The 15505-nt window shown below is 67.2% G+C and carries 19 protein-coding genes, 1 tRNA gene and 1 pseudogene; 11 read left to right on the top strand and 10 right to left on the bottom strand.

The window, feature by feature from the left end; translation table 11 throughout:
• Nucleotide 1: 1 nt before the first annotated feature.
• Nucleotides 2-1270 carry a Dyp-type peroxidase gene (locus ABZU99_RS23250; RefSeq protein ID WP_356045902.1) on the bottom strand — a complete coding sequence of 423 codons (1269 nt, stop codon included), beginning with the start codon at nucleotides 1268-1270 and terminating at the stop codon, nucleotides 2-4.
• A gap of 53 nt (nucleotides 1271-1323) precedes the next feature.
• Between ABZU99_RS23250 and ABZU99_RS23245 the strand changes: the two genes are divergently transcribed.
• Genes ABZU99_RS23245 through ABZU99_RS23235 form a run of 3 tightly spaced genes read left to right on the top strand, consistent with a single transcriptional unit; the run spans nucleotide 1324 to nucleotide 3641 of the window.
• Nucleotides 1324-2697 (top strand): right-handed parallel beta-helix repeat-containing protein, encoded by a 1374-nt coding sequence (locus ABZU99_RS23245; protein ID WP_356045900.1) that lies wholly within the window; start codon nucleotides 1324-1326, stop codon nucleotides 2695-2697.
• Nucleotides 2694-3431, top strand: coding sequence for a hypothetical protein (locus ABZU99_RS23240; protein WP_356045898.1), 738 nt, complete (start codon nucleotides 2694-2696; stop codon nucleotides 3429-3431). The genes ABZU99_RS23245 and ABZU99_RS23240 overlap by 4 nt, the downstream gene beginning before the upstream one ends.
• A gap of 48 nt (nucleotides 3432-3479) precedes the next feature.
• Complete coding sequence (locus tag ABZU99_RS23235) at nucleotides 3480-3641, top strand: hypothetical protein (protein WP_356045896.1); 162 nt, start codon at nucleotides 3480-3482, stop codon at nucleotides 3639-3641.
• A 239-nt stretch (nucleotides 3642-3880) separates the two neighbouring features.
• Here ABZU99_RS23235 and ABZU99_RS23230 read toward each other — a convergent pair whose 3' ends face one another.
• Nucleotides 3881-4144: a hypothetical protein gene (locus tag ABZU99_RS23230; RefSeq protein ID WP_356045894.1), complete on the bottom strand. Its 264-nt coding sequence runs from the start codon at nucleotides 4142-4144 to the stop codon at nucleotides 3881-3883.
• Entirely contained in the window at nucleotides 4141-4494 is a 354-nt protein-coding gene (locus ABZU99_RS23225; RefSeq protein WP_356045882.1) for a hypothetical protein, read from the bottom strand. Before ABZU99_RS23225 ends, ABZU99_RS23230 begins: the two co-directional genes overlap by 4 nt.
• A 581-nt stretch (nucleotides 4495-5075) precedes the next feature.
• On the opposite strand from ABZU99_RS23225, the gene ABZU99_RS23220 reads away from it, so the two are divergent.
• Complete coding sequence (locus tag ABZU99_RS23220) at nucleotides 5076-5906, top strand: hypothetical protein (protein WP_356045892.1); 831 nt, start codon at nucleotides 5076-5078, stop codon at nucleotides 5904-5906.
• Nucleotides 5907-6973: 1067 nt separating this feature from the next.
• Here the strand turns inward: ABZU99_RS23220 and ABZU99_RS23215 are convergent.
• Complete coding sequence (locus tag ABZU99_RS23215) at nucleotides 6974-7534, bottom strand: carboxymuconolactone decarboxylase family protein (protein ID WP_355942417.1); 561 nt, start codon at nucleotides 7532-7534, stop codon at nucleotides 6974-6976.
• 67 nt (nucleotides 7535-7601) lie between these two features.
• Here ABZU99_RS23215 and ABZU99_RS23210 point away from each other — a divergent pair, with 67 nt between their 5' ends.
• Nucleotides 7602-7958 (top strand): helix-turn-helix domain-containing protein, encoded by a 357-nt coding sequence (locus ABZU99_RS23210; protein ID WP_355942414.1) that lies wholly within the window; start codon nucleotides 7602-7604, stop codon nucleotides 7956-7958.
• A 12-nt stretch (nucleotides 7959-7970) separates the two neighbouring features.
• A pseudogene (locus ABZU99_RS23205) lies at nucleotides 7971-8219 on the top strand (transposase family protein); the annotation flags it as partial.
• A gap of 93 nt (nucleotides 8220-8312) precedes the next feature.
• On the opposite strand, the gene ABZU99_RS23200 reads toward ABZU99_RS23205, so the two are convergent.
• The gene (locus ABZU99_RS23200) at nucleotides 8313-8603 is read right to left on the bottom strand and encodes a hypothetical protein (RefSeq protein ID WP_356045889.1); all 291 of its coding nucleotides are present in this window, start codon (nucleotides 8601-8603) and stop codon (nucleotides 8313-8315) included.
• A complete protein-coding gene (locus ABZU99_RS23195; RefSeq protein WP_355942409.1) occupies nucleotides 8600-9004 on the bottom strand; it encodes an ATP-binding protein in 405 nt (134 codons plus the stop codon). Before ABZU99_RS23195 ends, ABZU99_RS23200 begins: the two co-directional genes overlap by 4 nt.
• A 156-nt stretch (nucleotides 9005-9160) precedes the next feature.
• Between ABZU99_RS23195 and ABZU99_RS23190 the strand changes: the two genes are divergently transcribed.
• The 3 genes from ABZU99_RS23190 to ABZU99_RS23180 all read left to right on the top strand — a co-directional run bounded on the left by ABZU99_RS23190 (nucleotide 9161) and on the right by ABZU99_RS23180 (nucleotide 11110).
• Nucleotides 9161-9703, top strand: coding sequence for a UTRA domain-containing protein (locus tag ABZU99_RS23190; protein WP_355942406.1), 543 nt, complete (start codon nucleotides 9161-9163; stop codon nucleotides 9701-9703).
• Nucleotides 9700-10479, top strand: coding sequence for a GntR family transcriptional regulator (locus ABZU99_RS23185; protein ID WP_355942403.1), 780 nt, complete (start codon nucleotides 9700-9702; stop codon nucleotides 10477-10479). The genes ABZU99_RS23190 and ABZU99_RS23185 overlap by 4 nt, the downstream gene beginning before the upstream one ends.
• Nucleotides 10480-10861: 382 nt before the next feature.
• Nucleotides 10862-11110 carry a hypothetical protein gene (locus tag ABZU99_RS23180; RefSeq protein WP_356045886.1) on the top strand — a complete coding sequence of 83 codons (249 nt, stop codon included), beginning with the start codon at nucleotides 10862-10864 and terminating at the stop codon, nucleotides 11108-11110.
• A gap of 494 nt (nucleotides 11111-11604) precedes the next feature.
• Here ABZU99_RS23180 and ABZU99_RS23175 read toward each other — a convergent pair whose 3' ends face one another.
• The 3 genes from ABZU99_RS23175 to ABZU99_RS23165 form a co-directional block, all read right to left on the bottom strand.
• Complete coding sequence (locus tag ABZU99_RS23175) at nucleotides 11605-12006, bottom strand: DUF6247 family protein (RefSeq protein ID WP_356045884.1); 402 nt, start codon at nucleotides 12004-12006, stop codon at nucleotides 11605-11607.
• A 182-nt stretch (nucleotides 12007-12188) separates the two neighbouring features.
• Complete coding sequence (locus ABZU99_RS23170) at nucleotides 12189-12542, bottom strand: hypothetical protein (RefSeq protein WP_356045882.1); 354 nt, start codon at nucleotides 12540-12542, stop codon at nucleotides 12189-12191.
• A 230-nt stretch (nucleotides 12543-12772) separates the two neighbouring features.
• A tRNA-Gly gene (locus tag ABZU99_RS23165) sits at nucleotides 12773-12846 on the bottom strand.
• A gap of 522 nt (nucleotides 12847-13368) precedes the next feature.
• Between ABZU99_RS23165 and dcd the strand changes: the two genes are divergently transcribed.
• Nucleotides 13369-13944 carry a dCTP deaminase gene (gene dcd / locus ABZU99_RS23160; protein WP_355942379.1) on the top strand — a complete coding sequence of 192 codons (576 nt, stop codon included), beginning with the start codon at nucleotides 13369-13371 and terminating at the stop codon, nucleotides 13942-13944.
• A 5-nt stretch (nucleotides 13945-13949) separates the two neighbouring features.
• A complete protein-coding gene (locus ABZU99_RS23155) occupies nucleotides 13950-14465 on the top strand; it encodes a phosphoribosyltransferase (RefSeq protein ID WP_356045880.1) in 516 nt (171 codons plus the stop codon).
• 85 nt (nucleotides 14466-14550) lie between these two features.
• On the opposite strand, the gene ABZU99_RS23150 is transcribed toward ABZU99_RS23155, so the two are convergent.
• A complete protein-coding gene (locus ABZU99_RS23150; protein ID WP_356045878.1) occupies nucleotides 14551-15483 on the bottom strand; it encodes a Yip1 family protein in 933 nt (310 codons plus the stop codon).
• Nucleotides 15484-15505 lie beyond the last annotated feature (22 nt).

Genomic DNA, 15505 nt, shown 5'->3' with positions numbered 1-15505 from the left:
TTCAGGAGAACAGCGAAGCGCCGAGGGGACGTTCGGCCGAGAAGCCCGGCAGTACCAGGAAGGTGGCCGAGGCCGTGGCCGTGGCGAACCCGGAGAGCTCGTCACCGTCGTCCAGCCGCTGTTGCGTCGCCACGAAGGTGCGCAGCTCACGCTGGAAGCAGATGAACAGCAGCCCGCAGTCGTCCGGCCCATTGGCGTAGCTGTAGCCGCGCCGCAGCATCAGCCCACTGCCCGTACCGTTGGGGTTGGCGCGGCGCGCGTGTGCCATCGCCGGGATCAGGTACCGGCCCTGCGCGGACTTCGCACCCAGATCCAGGGGTGTGTCCGGGCCGCCGCCGCTGAGCGGCGCACCGTCCTCGCGGCGCCGCCCGATCGCCCGTTCCTGCTGATCGAGGTCCTGGGCGAGGAAGCGTGTCACGTCCAGCCGCAGGCGCCGCGCCACCGCGACCGTGCCGCCGCGCACCCGGGCCGGGGTCGGCAGCCACACCTCCCGGGCCAGCTCCTGAGGGGTGCTCGGTACCACCATGCCGTCCAGGAACCCCAGCAGATTGCGCACCGGTGCCGGGTGTCCGGGCTGTGCGCGCTGCGTGGGTGTCCGGAAACCGTACTGCTCCCAGCGCGGCGCCGCCGAGCGCTCCCGAAGCCAGGCTCTCAGGGCGCCATCAGCCAGCGTCACCACCTGCGGGTCGGAGGCGCAGACCTGGACCATCAGATCGCCGCCCCGGGCCGAGTCCGGCATATCCTCCCGGGCGAACTCGGGCAGTTCACGGGCTCCGGGCAGGCTGCTGTCCACGGCGGCCACGACGCGTGGGCCCACCCCGACGGTGACGGTCACGTCCCCCGGCGGGAGTCCGCCGAGGGCCGCGTCGCCGCCTTGCGTGAGCATGAGGGCGCGTGTGCCCAGCCCGGTGACCAGCTTCCCGCTCCGGTGCACGAAGTCACTGCCCGGCGCGTCCGAGCGTCCGGCTCCGGGCAGGTCGTAGACCGACAGGGCCACGTGCTGCTGGGGCTGCACGGGACGGTCCACCCCGGCCTGGCGGCCGCCCCGAGCGGACACAGTGTCGGTGCCGGCCGCGGAACGTGGTCCGGCCCGGGAGGCCCCCGCCTGCGGGGCGGCGGCCGGGGGAGCGGTCGGCCGCGCCCGCGCGGCGACCACGTAGCCGGTGATGCCGGCAGCCACCGTGGAGGCCGTTCCCTTCGCCAGCGCCCTGCGTCGCGACAGCCGCTGTTCCCCGCCTGATTCACCCAACTGAGTACTGTCGGTGGTCATTCGAGTACTTTAAGCTAATGTCCGGTGTCCTCGCAGATCGGAGGAAACCTCGCATGATGCCGCTCATCTCCCGCCCAGCAGGGGCTCGTTGGCGCGTTGCAGCGCTGGCCGCCGCCGTGCTCTTGTGCGGCGGCTGCTCGGGAGGGTCCCCCGGCACAGCCGACCACGCCCCTGCCCGCTCGACCAGCCCTGCCACCATCCGGGTGCCGGCACAGGCGGCCACGATCAACACCGCCCTCGCCCGGGCGCGCCCCGGAGACCTGGTGCTCGTCTCGCCCGGCGTGTACCACGAGAGCGTCCGGGTGCGCACCGACCGCGTGGTGCTCCGGGGCACCGACCGCAACCGCGTCATCATCGACGGCCAGGGCAGACGCTCCAACGGCGTGGTGGTCACCGCCGCAGGCGTCTCGGTGGAGAACCTGACCGTCCGCAACCACCTCCTCAACGGAGTCCTGGTGACCGGTATGAGCGACGCCGACGGCGGACTGGCCCGCGGCAGCGACGGCTACCAGCACCTCGATCCGGCCCGCTTCCCTCCCCTCGACGGCTTCCGGGTGCGCTACGTCACCGCCCATGCCAACGGCCTCTACGGCATCTACGCGTTCAATGCCCGGCACGGCGTGCTGGAGCGCAATTACGCCTCGGGCAGCGCCGACTCCGGCCTCTACGTGGGCCAGTGCAAGCCCTGCCGCGTACTCGTCCAGGACAACATCGCCGACCACAACGCCATCGGTTATGAGGGCACCAATGCCAGCGGACCCATCTGGGTGCTGCGCAACCGCTTCACCCGCAACCGGGTCGGACTGACGGTCAACACCGACTATCAGGAAGCCTACGTACCGCAAACGGGCGGCGTGGTCGCCGGCAACCTGATCTCCGACAACGACGCCCCCGACACACCCGAGCAGGCGGACGGCGGTTTCGGGATCGGGATCGGCATCGCGGGCGGGCAGCACAACGCGCTCCTGCGCAACCGCGTCAGCGGAAACCCACGCGCCGGCATCGTGCTCGCCTCCCACGAGGACGTACCTCCTCTGGGCAACAGGCTGGAGGACAACACCCTGTCCGCGAACGCGGTCGACATCACCTACCAGGCGTCCGCCCGAGCCCGCGGCCAGGGCAACTGCCTGCGCGGAAACACCCTGCACCGCACCCTTCCGGAAGACCTTCCCCACACCGCGCGCTGCCCCAAGGGAAACAGCGAGACCTCCGCCACGGCGCCACGCACCCGCACCGCCCCACCCCCGGCCGGAATCGCTTTCCTCGACGTCGCCCCTCCGCCTGCCCAGCCACAACTCCCGCACGCGCGAACCGCGCCCGCCACCCCCGCCCTCCATCTGCCCGGCGACGTACACCCCGACCGCGTAGCGCTCCCCGCCCCGGACCTGCTTGCCGCAGGCCCCCGGGAAGGCGCGTCCGCACGATGAGACCACCACACCGACGCACTCCTGCGGCGGTTTCGGCCCGCGGCATCGCGCTCACCCTCCTGGCCCTGCTCGGCGGCACAGCGTGCACTCAGGAAAAGCCGTCTGCCCCGGTCTCCGCCACCACCGCCCCCGCACTGACCACCCCGCAGGCCGAACTGCTCGCCGTCACCCGGTTCACCAACTACCGGCGCGGTGCCGCCAAGGTCACGGCTGACATCCCGGTCCAAGGACACTCCGCCGGGCTCACCGGCCGCCTCGACTGGCGCCGCTCAACCGGACTCGCCATCCTCCAGGGCAACGGCGGTGTCCTGGAACACGGACGGCACCTACTGCGCTGGGACCGCACCACCGTCTCCATCCAGCACAACTGGACCGGCCCCCTCCCCGCGCACCCACCCCGCCACGGCTGGACCCAACGCTCGCTCACCACCGAGACGTCCACCGTCGACACCGCCCTGCTCCTGCTGCTCAACCTGGCCGCCGACCGACCGGACAACGCCCAACTGCTGCTCCACAGCGGTGCACGCCGCCTTGGAAAGGAGAAAGCAGGAGGCGTCCCCGTCACGGTCTTCGCCGGCCCGTCCATCACCGCGTCCCGATCCACCTCCCCGGGTGCGGCCCGCACCCCACCGGGCCGCACCCGCTACTGGATCGACGCCGACGGCGGACTGCGCCGCTTCTCCGCCCGACTGGGCGGCGGCACTGCCTGGCTGGTGGCGAAGTTCTCCACCTGACCTCCTGCCGCGCTCACCGGTACACCGATGTTGGGTAGTGCTCGTGTCGTGGATGCTGAGCACCTGGGAGCGGTGCCGGCGGTTCTTGGCGAGATGGGGCACGTGGAGGGCACGGCGACCCTGGAGAGGTCTGGACAACGAAGAAGCCCCGAGCCGCTGGCCTGGGGCTTTGTGGTGGAGCGGGTGACGGGAATCGAACCCGCGCTCTGAGCTTGGGAATCACTGGGTGATCACCCTGAGTGCGTTGCTGACCTGCGTCATCGGGTGCTGTCGACTGGTTGGGAGACCGCCCCAGTACCCGTCATTGACCGCTGTTGACCGCCGTTTCCGGTGCGCATCTGGTGCGGTGGACGCTACTCCGCCCGGGCTGCGCCCAGGTGCCCCTGCCCTGGCTCACCTCGCGGCAGCCAGGGGGCCGATCGCATGCAGGCTTGCGCCGGAGCCGTTGATCAGCCGAGCCATGTGACGCGGGTGATCACAATCAGCTCGAGGCGTTCCAGTGCCATGAACATGAAGAAGCCTCGTCCCCCGAAAATGTCCTGTGTCCGCAGACCTCCGCCGTGAAGGCTTCCGCGGCCGACGTCGACGGCGTCGCGGCCCAGGACGGTCAGCTGATCAGCCAAGCGCTCTACCTCGGCCACGACTTCCTGGGGCAGGCCACCTACGACGTGCTCGGCGTCGGGGTCGTAGTCCCAAGTCCAGGTATCGCTCACGCGGAGATCTCGTGGTGGGCCAGGTCCGTGATCTGTCGGATCTCGGAGAGTGCGGAGCGAAGGGCCTCGCGGTCGGTGGCCTCTTCCGCTACGGCCTCCAGCTCGCGCAGTCGTGCGGCGCGGGACGGGTAGCGCTGGATGGCGACGAACTCGCCCCACCACTGCAAGAAGGTGCGCAGCGGAGCGATGGTGCTCTGGGCGGCGGCTTGTTCGACTGCGCGGTCGAGGTGCTCGACGAACGACGGCAGCTGGGCGGGGGCGATTTGGGCGACCGCTGTGCGGAGCGCTGCCGGAGTGAGTGCCGGCATGGGGATCAGGGGCCCGTCGGGGGCAGAGGGCTGCTCGGTCATCGAAAACGTCTCCTGGGCGGCGGTCTGCGCGATCATCATTGAGCCTGGCCGTTGTTGCGGACGCTGGGCTGAGCCTACGCCCGCGCCACGTCCGCCACACAACACCCGACGCGTCTCGATCGCTTGAGCCCAAGTGTGATCGCATGGATCATTAATGTGGAGTCCTGGGCTGGCAGAGAGAAGCTCCGGGCAACAAAGAAGCCCCGGGCCGCTGGCCTGGGGCTTTGTGGTGGAGCGGGTGACGGGAATCGAACCTGCGCTCTGAGCTTGGGAATCACGGGTGGTTTGGGAACGATCACTGCGCCGACCTGCGCAAACAGGTCATGGTGCGATCTTGGATCCTGGTAGCCAGGATTGACCGTGGTTCACCGCTCGATCTGGCACGCATCTGGCACGGCCGTTGTCCGCCGCCCTGGCCCCCTTCAGGGCGCCTCGTCGCGCCCGGCATAGGAAGTGGTCAAGGTCTCAGCTTGGCTACGAGAGGGGACAATGGCCAGTCCTCCTTCTGACGACCCTGCTTCACTTGAGTAACGAATATCTGCGCGGGGCAGTGGCCCGCCTAATTGTGTCCGGGGCGAACGTTGATTTCCGCAGAAAGCTACATCGGGTCCAACGATTTCTGGAACACCGTTATCACGGTCATTGTGACAGTTCTTGTGGCGGTTTCAGCAGCTTGGGCGACGTTGCGCAGTGTGAACCCTAGACGGCGTCTCATATGGCGCCAACACGTCAACGTAACCCTCCTCCGGGACGTTAACCCGGCAACAGCAATCAGCGTGACTCACGGCCAGAGCGTCCTGAGTGAACCGCGGCTGGTGGAGTTGCTTATCAAAAACGCCGGGCGTCGAGACGTGCAGAGTTCCGACCTCGTCAATGCCGAGAATTCTTTGGTGTTTGATTTCGGAGTTCCCGTGGTTTCTGTGTTGGAGTCACGGGTCCAGCCCGTCACGGCCGCGCCTATTGAGACGTCGCACAGTGGAAGCGAGCTTAGGATTCATCCTGGGTTGATCTCCAAGCGGCAGGTTCTCGAACTCTCGGTTTTGGTAGACGGCTCTGAGTGCGATGTAGCCCTCAGAGTTGCCTCTATGCTCGAGACGCCAGTCAAAAGGGCCGGGCAAGGCGACTTTGAACCGACCTCGAAACGGTTACTCCGAGTGGGGCAAATTTCCATTCCTGTAGTATTGGGTGCGGTGACGGCATTGGTTCTTCATTTCAGTACTCAGACATTCAATTCGACCCGCGAGACGCTTCGAAAAGATAAAGAAAACATGAGGAGTGCAGCGAAGTCCCTTGAAGCGGCGGGTGATCAATTGATCCTCTTGCAGAATTGTCGCTACTGGGATGTTCATGACCCGGAGCGTGCGAAAAAGGAATGCCCTGAAATCAAGGCGCCCGCTAGCGGACGCAAATGAGCTCTGCTTCTTGAACGGTTGCTTTCGATCGAGGTTGGCGTAGCCCCGCTGCTGATGGAGCCGTTCCGTTCGAGCCGGGCAAGTGAGGGGAGCCTGCCGACTGCCATACCTGGGGCAGCCTGCTGTAAGTGCCAACACGCTTTCCAACTGTGTTGGAGGACACCGGAGCGTCGAACAGGGCCGTTCACCTGCGTTCAGCGGCGGTCGCCCACCAGTCGGCGGGCCAGGCTGGGTCCTGCCTGAACGGACGTGAACGGGTTGAATGAGACGGCAACTGAGACGGTTGCCCACGGGGCCGGCTGCTGACTCCTTCCCAGGCGAAGACGAAGACGAAGACGAAGACGAAGACGAAGGCGAAGGCGAAGTGAGGGGACCGGCACTTGCAGACGCTGCGGACGAAGTTCAGCGTTGTGGCACGACGCTCCCTCGGTGAAAGTAGCGTGCCGATATGGAACCCGGAGACGTCGCTACATGGGTGGGTGTTCTGATCACCCTTGGCATCTCAGTGATGACCTACGTCCAGTCACGCAGGCAGGCCCGTATCGCGGACGAAGCGAACATCGCGAGTCAGGAGCAGGTCGAGGCAGCGCAGCGAAGGGCGGTTGCCGTTGAGGACAGCCTTGCTGAGGCTCTGCGTCTGCTGGCCGAGCGTGGCCTCACAGCGGCGCCCCCTACGACCGTTGGTGCGTCTGGGCCTGGTGAAGTCCTGTGGGCCTTGGAGCGGCGAGGGAGACATTCCTACTTGCTCCGGAACGTGGGAGTCGCCACGGCGACAGGCGTGCATGTTGATCGCGACCGAGCGACTCCCATCGTTCGCAATATGCCCGAGAATGCCACGGTACGCCCAGGTGAGTCCGTGCAGTTCCTGATGGCCCCCACGTTTGGTAACCCCTTGCCGGGCGAAGTATGGGTGGTCTGGGACGGTCAACCTGAGGCGATCAGTGTCGCCCTGCCGTGAGTAGGAGCGGTTGGTAGCGGAGTCAAACAGGGGGAAGCGTGGAGACTTTTGATTTTTCTAAGGGCTGTCCCGCAATGTTGCGCAACGGTCGGGCACGAGCGGGGTGTTGCTACGACGCGGGGAACCGAGTGGCCCAGGATTCCTCTTCGATCAGGAGACCATTGGCCAGATAGCTGATGGTTCGGTACCAGCCGATCAGGACGAGGAGTTCGAGTAGCTGAGCGTCCTCGTAGTGGATGCGCAGGGTGTCCCAGGTGGGCTGCGAGAGTTGGGCAGCGTCGTGCAGTTCGTCGACTGCGTCGAGCAGCGCCGACTGGTGTGGCAACCACGCGGCGGTGACGGTTGCGTTGGTGTGAGTGGTTGCGCGGAGCTGTTCCAGGCTGAGTCCGGCCTGCTGTGCGAGGGTCGCGGCGTGCACGCCCCACTCGTAGGCACAGCCGGTGCGTGCGGTCACTCGGGCGATGACGATCTCGCGGTCCATGGCGGGGAGGAGTCCGTGGCCCAGCAGGCCGGCGCCCAAGGAGAACATGCGTGAGGCCAGTTCGGGATTGCGGTGGAGTACCCGGAACAGGGTGAGTGGCTCGTGTGGTACATCCGGCGGCATCCATCGGCGGAGCGATCGGTCGACGGCGACGGGATAGGGCGGGTTGAGCGGTTCGATGCGCGGCATGCGGCGCCTCCTGCTTCGATTTTCGAATCACTATGATGCTTCGAGAATCGAAGCGCAAGGAGTGGGTATGGAAGCCAGAGCACCGCGGCCCGGTGCACCGGTACGAGGGTCCGAGTCGGGCCGCCCGGTCATGGCCGTACTTGATCTGCTCGGGCGGCGCTGGACGATGCGCATCGTGTGGGAGCTGAGTCAAGCGCCGGCAGGCTTCCGTGAACTGCAGCGCCGATGCGCGCACATGTCCTCCAGCGTGCTGAGCACACGGCTCGACGAGCTGACCGACGCCCGCCTACTCGCCCTGCACGAAGGCGGCTACCACCTCACGCAGCTCGGGCGGGACCTCGTCGAGGCGCTGAGTCCGCTGGACGCCTGGAGCCGACGATGGGCGAGGGAAATGGACACCGCCACGCAGGAGGATCCGGGCTGAAATGATCACAGCGTGGCTGGTGTGATCACGGCGTCGACGCCGTCTTGGATAGTTCCCTTCAGCGGGCTGAGCCCACGTCAGTTCGGCAAGTTGGTGACCTTTGTGCGGCGCCAAGGCGCTGGCACTGCACGTCGCGGTCGGCCGTGGGGCATGCCGCTGGAGGTCCGGGTGCTACTGGTTACGAACTACTGGCGAACCAACTTGACGCTGCGCCAGCTTGCGCCATTGTTCGGAGTCTCGAAGTCTTCAGCTGACCGCATCAGGCCCGGCCGGGGGCCGGGCCGCGCGCGGCGAGCGGAGCGAGCCGACTTGAACCCGTAGAGAAGGTTGTAACTCACTGCTTGCGCTTGGCGTCTAAAACTGACGCTTGGCGCGTTCGTGCTCGGCGATGCTGATGATGCTCTCGGCTCCGTTGATCTGGTGCTGGAGCTTGTTGAGCACGTCGGTGCGGGCCGACTGGATGAGGTGGTCCGTCATCGGGGCTGTGCCGGTACTGGTTCCGGTCGGGACCCAGAAGGTCTTGTGGCTGCACTCGCGGATGATGTCCTGGCAGGTGCGGATCACCCAGTTTATGGCCACGGTGATCTCATCGCGGTGGAGCTGGTCCAGGTCCCGGCCGTCATTGCGGTCGGGGCGGGGTGTCATTCGGCGTGCCCCATGGCTGGCGTCGACTTGACGGTGAACCAGACCGTTTTGCCCACGGTGTGCTCGATGTCGCCCCAGGCGTCCGCGAGTTCGTTTACGAGGAGCAGGCCGCGGCCGCGTTCGTTGTCAGGGCGCGGGGCTTGGGAGATGGGGCGACCGGAGCCGGAGTCGCGTACCTCGATGCGTACTTCTTCCTCGGTGGCCTCGACGCGCACTCGGAACAGCCGACCCGGCGGCACTCCGTGGAGGAGTGCGTTGGTGGCGAGTTCCGATACGCACAGTTCGATCTCGTGTAACCGGTCGACGTAGCCCCACTCGGAGAGTGTTCGGGTCACGAACTGTCGGCTTGCCTGGATGGATGGCTTGCGCCGCGTGAACAACTGTTGGCCCGTCAAGTGCACGGCCGGTCACCGCCTCAGAGCTTGCTGTGAGATTGGCATCACCTTATTGCTATTCACGAAAGGTGGCAAGGTAGTCTCGCGGGTGGTGGCCATGGGGTCGCTTACTGTGTAAAGCGGCAAGGTTGGCGAGTCCGATCAAGCTTGAGGAGGGGTTCGGTGCTTGGCGACGCGTGGGTCAGTACCTCGATGCCTTATCTGCGGCCGGCTGCCGGAGGGCAGGGTGACGTATGGGGGCAGGAGGCCGCGGCGCGGGGCCGCCGGGGCACACAGCGGATCGTGGGGGCTGGGGAGGTGCCCGCCTCGGGTGTGGTGGTCCGGCTGCTCGGGCTTGCGGAGGGGGAGCAGGTCGTCGTGCGGCGGAGGATCATGTACCTGGATGAGCAGCCGTGCGAGCTGACCGACTCCTACTACCCGGCCCACATCGCGGCAGGAACCGCGCTCGCGGGCACTGCGAAGATCCGTGGCGGGGCGGTGGCCCTGCTCGCCGAACTGGGGTACGTAGGGCGGCGCGTGCAGGAGGATGTGACGGCCCGGATGCCGGATGAGGAAGAGCGCGAGCTGTTGCAGGCCGGCCCCGGCGAGCCCGTGCTGCGGCTGGAGCGTGTCGTCCTCGACGGGGACAAGCGGGCCATCCAGGCCGACCTGATCACCATGCCCGCCCACCGGCAGCGTCTCCGCTACGAACTCACGATGGGATGATCGTGCCCAAGGCTGAACAGGATGCCGTCGACCGGCGCTCGCTGCACGAGCGGATCGCCGCCGATCTGCGGGACGAGATCATGTCGGGCGACCTTCGGCCCGGCGCGAGCCTGCCCTCGACCGCGCAGCTCAAGGAACGATTCGACGCCTCGAATGCGACCGTGCAGAAAGCGCTGCAGCTGCTGAAGGACGAGGGCCTGGCGGTCGGCCGCGCTGGAGCGGCCGTCACCGTACGCGAGCACCGGCAGCGCACCATGCGCCCCGCCTCGTACATGGCCCCGGCCGCGCCCGGCCAGCCGTACCGGTGGATCAGCGAGGCCGCCAATCGGCGGACGCGCGGCAGCAGCCGACTCCTGGACGTCGCCGAGGTCCGGCCGCCCGCCGATGTCGCCGAGGAACTGCGGCTTCCGGCGGACGGCATGGCGCTGTTGCGGGCGCAGGTGCTGCTCATGGATGACGAGCCGGTGGAGCTGGTGAAGTCCTACTACCCGCTGGAGCTGGCCCGCGGGACGGCGATGATGGACCGCCGCAAGATCAAGGGCGGTACTCCGGCGCTCCTGGCGGAGCTGGGCTATCCGCCCCGCATCAGTGTCGACAAGGTGTCCGCCCGCGTGCCGACCCAGGAGCAGTACACGGTGCTCGGGCTGCCCGGGAATCTGCCCGTGCTGCGGACGCTCCGGGTGGTGTACAGCGACGACGAGCGCCCCATCGAGGCCACTGTCATGGCCAAGGCCGGCCACCTCTACGAGCTCCAATACGAGTTCACCCCGTCCTGACCGTCTCCTGAGAAGAAGGCCGAAACCGCTGCGAGTAGGTCTGATGTCGCACTCGTCGAGCCGCGCGCTCACCGGCCCGGCGACCGATGCCGGGTCTCGGTCATTTAGGGCGTGAGCTGTTGGCGTAGCCGACGTGGGAGATGTCGTCGTGCCGGATTCACGGAGTTCGGGGAAGCGGGCTTCCCAAGCCGCTTTGACTGTGCGGGGAAGAAACAGTTCCCGCCACACCTGCCCCAAGGACGTCGCATTTAGGTGAGTGTTGAGGTCGTCACACGATCGGGCCTCGCGGATGACACGCTCGTACATGAGCCGGAAGTCGGCTTCGTCGGCCAAGTCGTAGACGTAGTGCGGTCTCCAGTCGATTTGGCGGGGGAGCATGGCGGTGCCGGTCGTCGGTCCGTCCAGTGCGGTGAGCGATGTCGGCAGTACGTACGGCTTCGCCGCTGCATACCTGCTCATGCCCACAGCCCTGGTGCGGGCCGCGGTGCGCACCGACGTCGCGGATCTGGTGCGGATCGGGCACGCGGAGGGCACGGCGACCCCGGAGGGGTCTGGACAAGAAACAAGCCCCGGGCCGCTGGCCTGGGGCTTTCGTATGGAGCGGGTGACGGGAATCGAACCCGCGCTCTGAGCTTGGGAATCACAGGGAATTCGCCGCTGATCATGCCGCTGACCAGTGTAAACAAGCGCTGGCGGCGAGCTGGTATGCCCGCCGCAATACCCGTCATCGACCGCTGTTGACCGCTCTATCTGGTGCGTTTCTGGTGCGGAACCGGACGCACTGCCGACCAGTCCGCGCCGGGGTCCAGTCCCTCGCAGCGAGATCTGTTCACCCCGCTAAAGATCGGAGAATGGGGGGATCACTCGCGTGATCGCGATGAGGCGCAGACGGGGGAGGGGCAGCGCGTAGAACCAGCCGTCGACGAGCAGGGGGATGCGCCGCACTCCGCCCGGCACGCCTTTTCGCGGTCCTTGACCGAGATCCGTGACGTCCAACGCCGACCTTGGCCAGTGCAACCATCTCTCCCGCAAGGCGTTCAACCTCGGCGACCGCTTGCGGAGGCAGACCCGACACCACGTGCTCGGCGTCCGGGTCATACTCCCAACGCCATGGGTCCCGGTCGCTCACGCTGCTCCCTGCTCCTGGTCGATGCCGGCTTCAGCGCATGCTGTGTCAAGGATGCGACCGATCTCCGCCGCAAGTTCGCGAGCTTCGTGGATATCGTCGGTCTCGGCCGCCCGGGCTTCCAACGCCCGGAGGCGGGCGGCTCGGTCCGGGTGGCGCTCGATGGCGACGTAGACGGCCCACTGCCCGACGAAGCGACGCATGGGTGCCGCGCTCACCTGCTCCCGGGACTGCCGGAGCGCCGCAGCGCGCTCGGCATCGAATGTCGGCAGTGCGTCTGGGGCGATCAGCGCAAGCGCAGCGCGCAGTTCCTCAGGTGTGCTCGCCGGCTGGGCGATGCGGTGGCCTTCCGGATCACTGTCGGCGATGTCGTGCATCGGATGTTCGGGCTGCGTGGTCATCGCGGTCTCCAGTAAGGATCGGCCAGGTCCGCTGTGCGCCCTACGGTACGTGTTCGTCCCTCTCGTGCGCATGGAGATGCGGTCGTCCGCTTCAGCTCACTCGTCAGGCTGCTGACCGCCGCGACGTTGCCAGCGGCTGCCCTCCGCGGCGTCGGGGTCGTAGTCCCAAGTCCAGGTATCGCTCACGCGGAGATCTCGTGGTGGGCCAGGTCCGTGATCTGTCGGATCTCGGAGAGTGCGGAGCGAAGGGCCTCGCGGTCGGTGGCCTCTTCCGCTACGGCCTCCAGCTCGCGCAGTCGTGCGGCGCGGGACGGGTAGCGCTGGATGGCGACGAACTCGCCCCACCACTGCAAGAAGGTGCGCAGCGGAGCGATGGTGCTCTGGGCGGCGGCTTGTTCGACTGCGCGGTCGAGGTGCTCGACGAACGACGGCAGCTGGGCGGGGGCGATTTGGGCGACCGCTGTGCGGAGCGCTGCCGGAGTGAGTGCCGGCATGGGGATCAGGGGCCCGTCGGGGGCAGAGGGCTGCTCGGTCATCGAAAACGTCTCCTGGGCGGCGGTCTGCGCGATCATCATTGAGCCTGGCCGTTGTTGCGGACGCTGGGCTGAGCCTACGCCCGCGCCACGTCCGCCACACAACACCCGACGCGTCTCGATCGCTTGAGCCCAAGTGTGATCGCATGGATCATTAATGTGGAGTCCTGGGCTGGCAGAGAGAAGCTCCGGGCAACAAAGAAGCCCCGGGCCGCTGGCCTGGGGCTTTGTGGTGGAGCGGGTGACGGGAATCGAACCCGCGCTCTGAGCTTGGGAAGCTCATGTTCTACCATTAAACTACACCCGCGAGGGCGCCAGCTCGCTGGCGCCGCATCGTCGCACACTGTACCCCATGGTTGACCCCCGCTGCATTTGCCGTGGGGTCTTCTTGCTGTTTGGGGTGGGTTCGGGGGGTGGGGGAGGGTGGCGGGAGGGAGGGAAGCGGTTGTTGGGGTGCGGGAGTTGGGGCGTACGGTGGGGGTGCTGGGTGCCGCGTGGAGTGGCGGGGGATTGATCCCCTAATGTGGCATTTGTCGTCCACGCCGTCCACGTTCTTGGGGAAGGGTCTCAATGGAGCGCACCGTCGTCCGTTGTGCTGAAGGACATGTGTTCAGCACCGCCTCGTTCCCGATGCAGCACCTCACCGCCGACCGGATCGGACCCGGGCGGCTGCTGCGGTGTCCGCGTTGCGCCAGGCTCCGGCATGCGGTGCCAGTGGGGCTGGAGAAGCGGTAGAAAGCCGGAGAAGGCGGTAGAGGCGGCAGGGCCCGGTCCGGTTGGGCCGGGCCTGTGCCGTGGGGGCGGGTTTGGGTTGCGTATCCTCGTCCACGTGCTTCTCTCAGACAAGGACATCCGGGCCGAGATCGACGCCGGGCGGGTGCGGGTTGATCCGTACGATCCGGCGATGGTGCAGCCATCGAGTATCGACGTGCGGCTGGACCGGTTTTTCCGGGTGTTCGAGAACCACCGCTATCCACATATCGACCCGGCGGTGGAGCAGCCCGATCTGACGCGGCTGGTGGAGCCGGAGGGTGATGACGCGTTCATCCTGCACCCCGGCGAGTTCGTGCTGGCCTCGACGTACGAGGTGGTCTCGCTTCCGGACGACATCGCCTCGCGGCTGGAGGGGAAGTCGAGCCTCGGCCGGCTGGGGCTGCTGACGCACTCCACGGCCGGCTTTATCGACCCCGGCTTCTCGGGGCATGTGACGCTTGAGCTGTCCAATGTGGCGACGTTGCCGATCAAGCTCTGGCCGGGGATGAAGATCGGGCAGCTGTGCATGTTCCGGCTGACCTCGCCCGCCGAGCACCCGTACGGCTCGCAGCGCTACGGCTCCCGCTATCAGGGGCAGCGTGGGCCGACGCCCTCGCGGTCGTTCCAGCGGTTCCACCGGACGAAGGTGTGAGCGGCATGGGTGAGCAGCGGGAACAGCAGGAACATCGGGAGAACCTGTCGTACGAGCGCTTCGGCGTCGCGGTCCGGGAGTTGGCGCAGACGATTGCCGACGACGGATACGAGCCCGACATCGTGCTGTCCATAGCGCGCGGCGGTGTCTTCGTCGCGGGCGGGCTGGCGTACGCGCTGGACTGCAAGAACATTCACCTGGTGAACGTCGAGTTCTATACGGGCGTGGGGACCACCCTGGACATGCCCGTGATGCTCGCGCCGGTGCCGAAGCTGATCGACTTCTCCGACAAGAAGGTTCTGATCGCCGATGATGTCGCGGACACCGGCAAGACGCTGAAGCTCGTGCGCGACTTCTGTCTCGACGCGGTGGCCGAGGTACGCAGTGCGGTGGTCTACGAGAAGTCGCAGTCGCTGGTGAAGTGCGAGTACGTCTGGAAGCGCACCGACGAGTGGATCGACTTCCCGTGGAGTGTCGAGCCGCCCGTCGTACGGCGTGCGGGGCAAGTGCTCGACGCGTAGGCGTACGGAGGGAAGAGATTGAGGGGCCCGCTCGTCGTGCGGGCCCCTTTTCGTTCTCTCGTTCTCTACCTGCGGGCGTCGTTCTCTACAGCGTGCCCAGCTTCAGCAGCGACAGCAGCGCGATCAGCTGGATCGCCGACGCCCCCAGCGCCTTCGGCCACGGCAGATCGTGCGACTTGCTCACCATCGAGGTGAACAGCGCGCCCGCCGCCAGCCAGGTCGCCCAGCCCACCACCTTCACCAGCGAGCTGTCGCCGCCCAGGAAGATCGCGAACACCAGCCGCGGCGCGTCCGTGATCGACATGATCAGCATCGACAGGCCGATGGTCGGCGCCCAGGTGCCGTCGCCGCCCAGCTGGCGGGCGAGGGTGTGGGTGACCGCGCCCAGGATGAGGCCGCTGATCACCACGGCGACGCCCGCGGTGAGGATCCACGGGATGCTGTTGGCCATAGGGGCGTTGAGGACGTCCTTACGGGCGTCGTCGAAGCCGAAGACCGCCAGCAGTCCGTAGACGAAGGTCACGATGAGCGCGGGGCCCCACACCGTGTAGTCGCGCATCTGCCAGAAGGTGGCCTGCGGGCGCAGCACGATGCCGCTCAGCAGCTGCTTCCAGCGCAGCCGGGGGCCGGCGGGCGGGACGGTGGAGGAGCCGGCGCGGTAGGTGTGTCCCGCGTAGCCGTCGTCGTACGAGCCCGGGGCCTGGCCCTGGCCGTACGGGTCGTAAGCGTCGGGCGCCTCGCCGACGCTGAACGCCTGCGTATGGCCCGCGTCGTTGTCGGTGTATCTCTGCCCCTGGCCTCCGGGGCCGCCGCCCTGTCCGGGGCCGGGGCCGTAGTACGGGTCCTGGCCGCCGAAGTACTCCGGCTCTCCCTGTGAGGCGGGCCGCTGCCATTGCGGCTGCTGCTGCCCGCCGTACGGGGCCTGCTGCCCGTACGGCTGCTGCTGCGGTCGCTGCTGCTGCCCTTGTTGCGCGGAGTGGGAGTTCCGTCCGCGTCCGATCCTGAATCCAGCCACCATTCGAACGTACCCGGTCGTAGCG

Origin of the sequence: Streptomyces sp. NPDC005266, assembly GCF_040607655.1 — a bacterium.
Taxonomy (GTDB): Bacteria; Actinomycetota; Actinomycetes; order Streptomycetales; family Streptomycetaceae; genus Streptomyces.
This window is presented reverse-complemented; position numbering and strand designations above follow the sequence as displayed.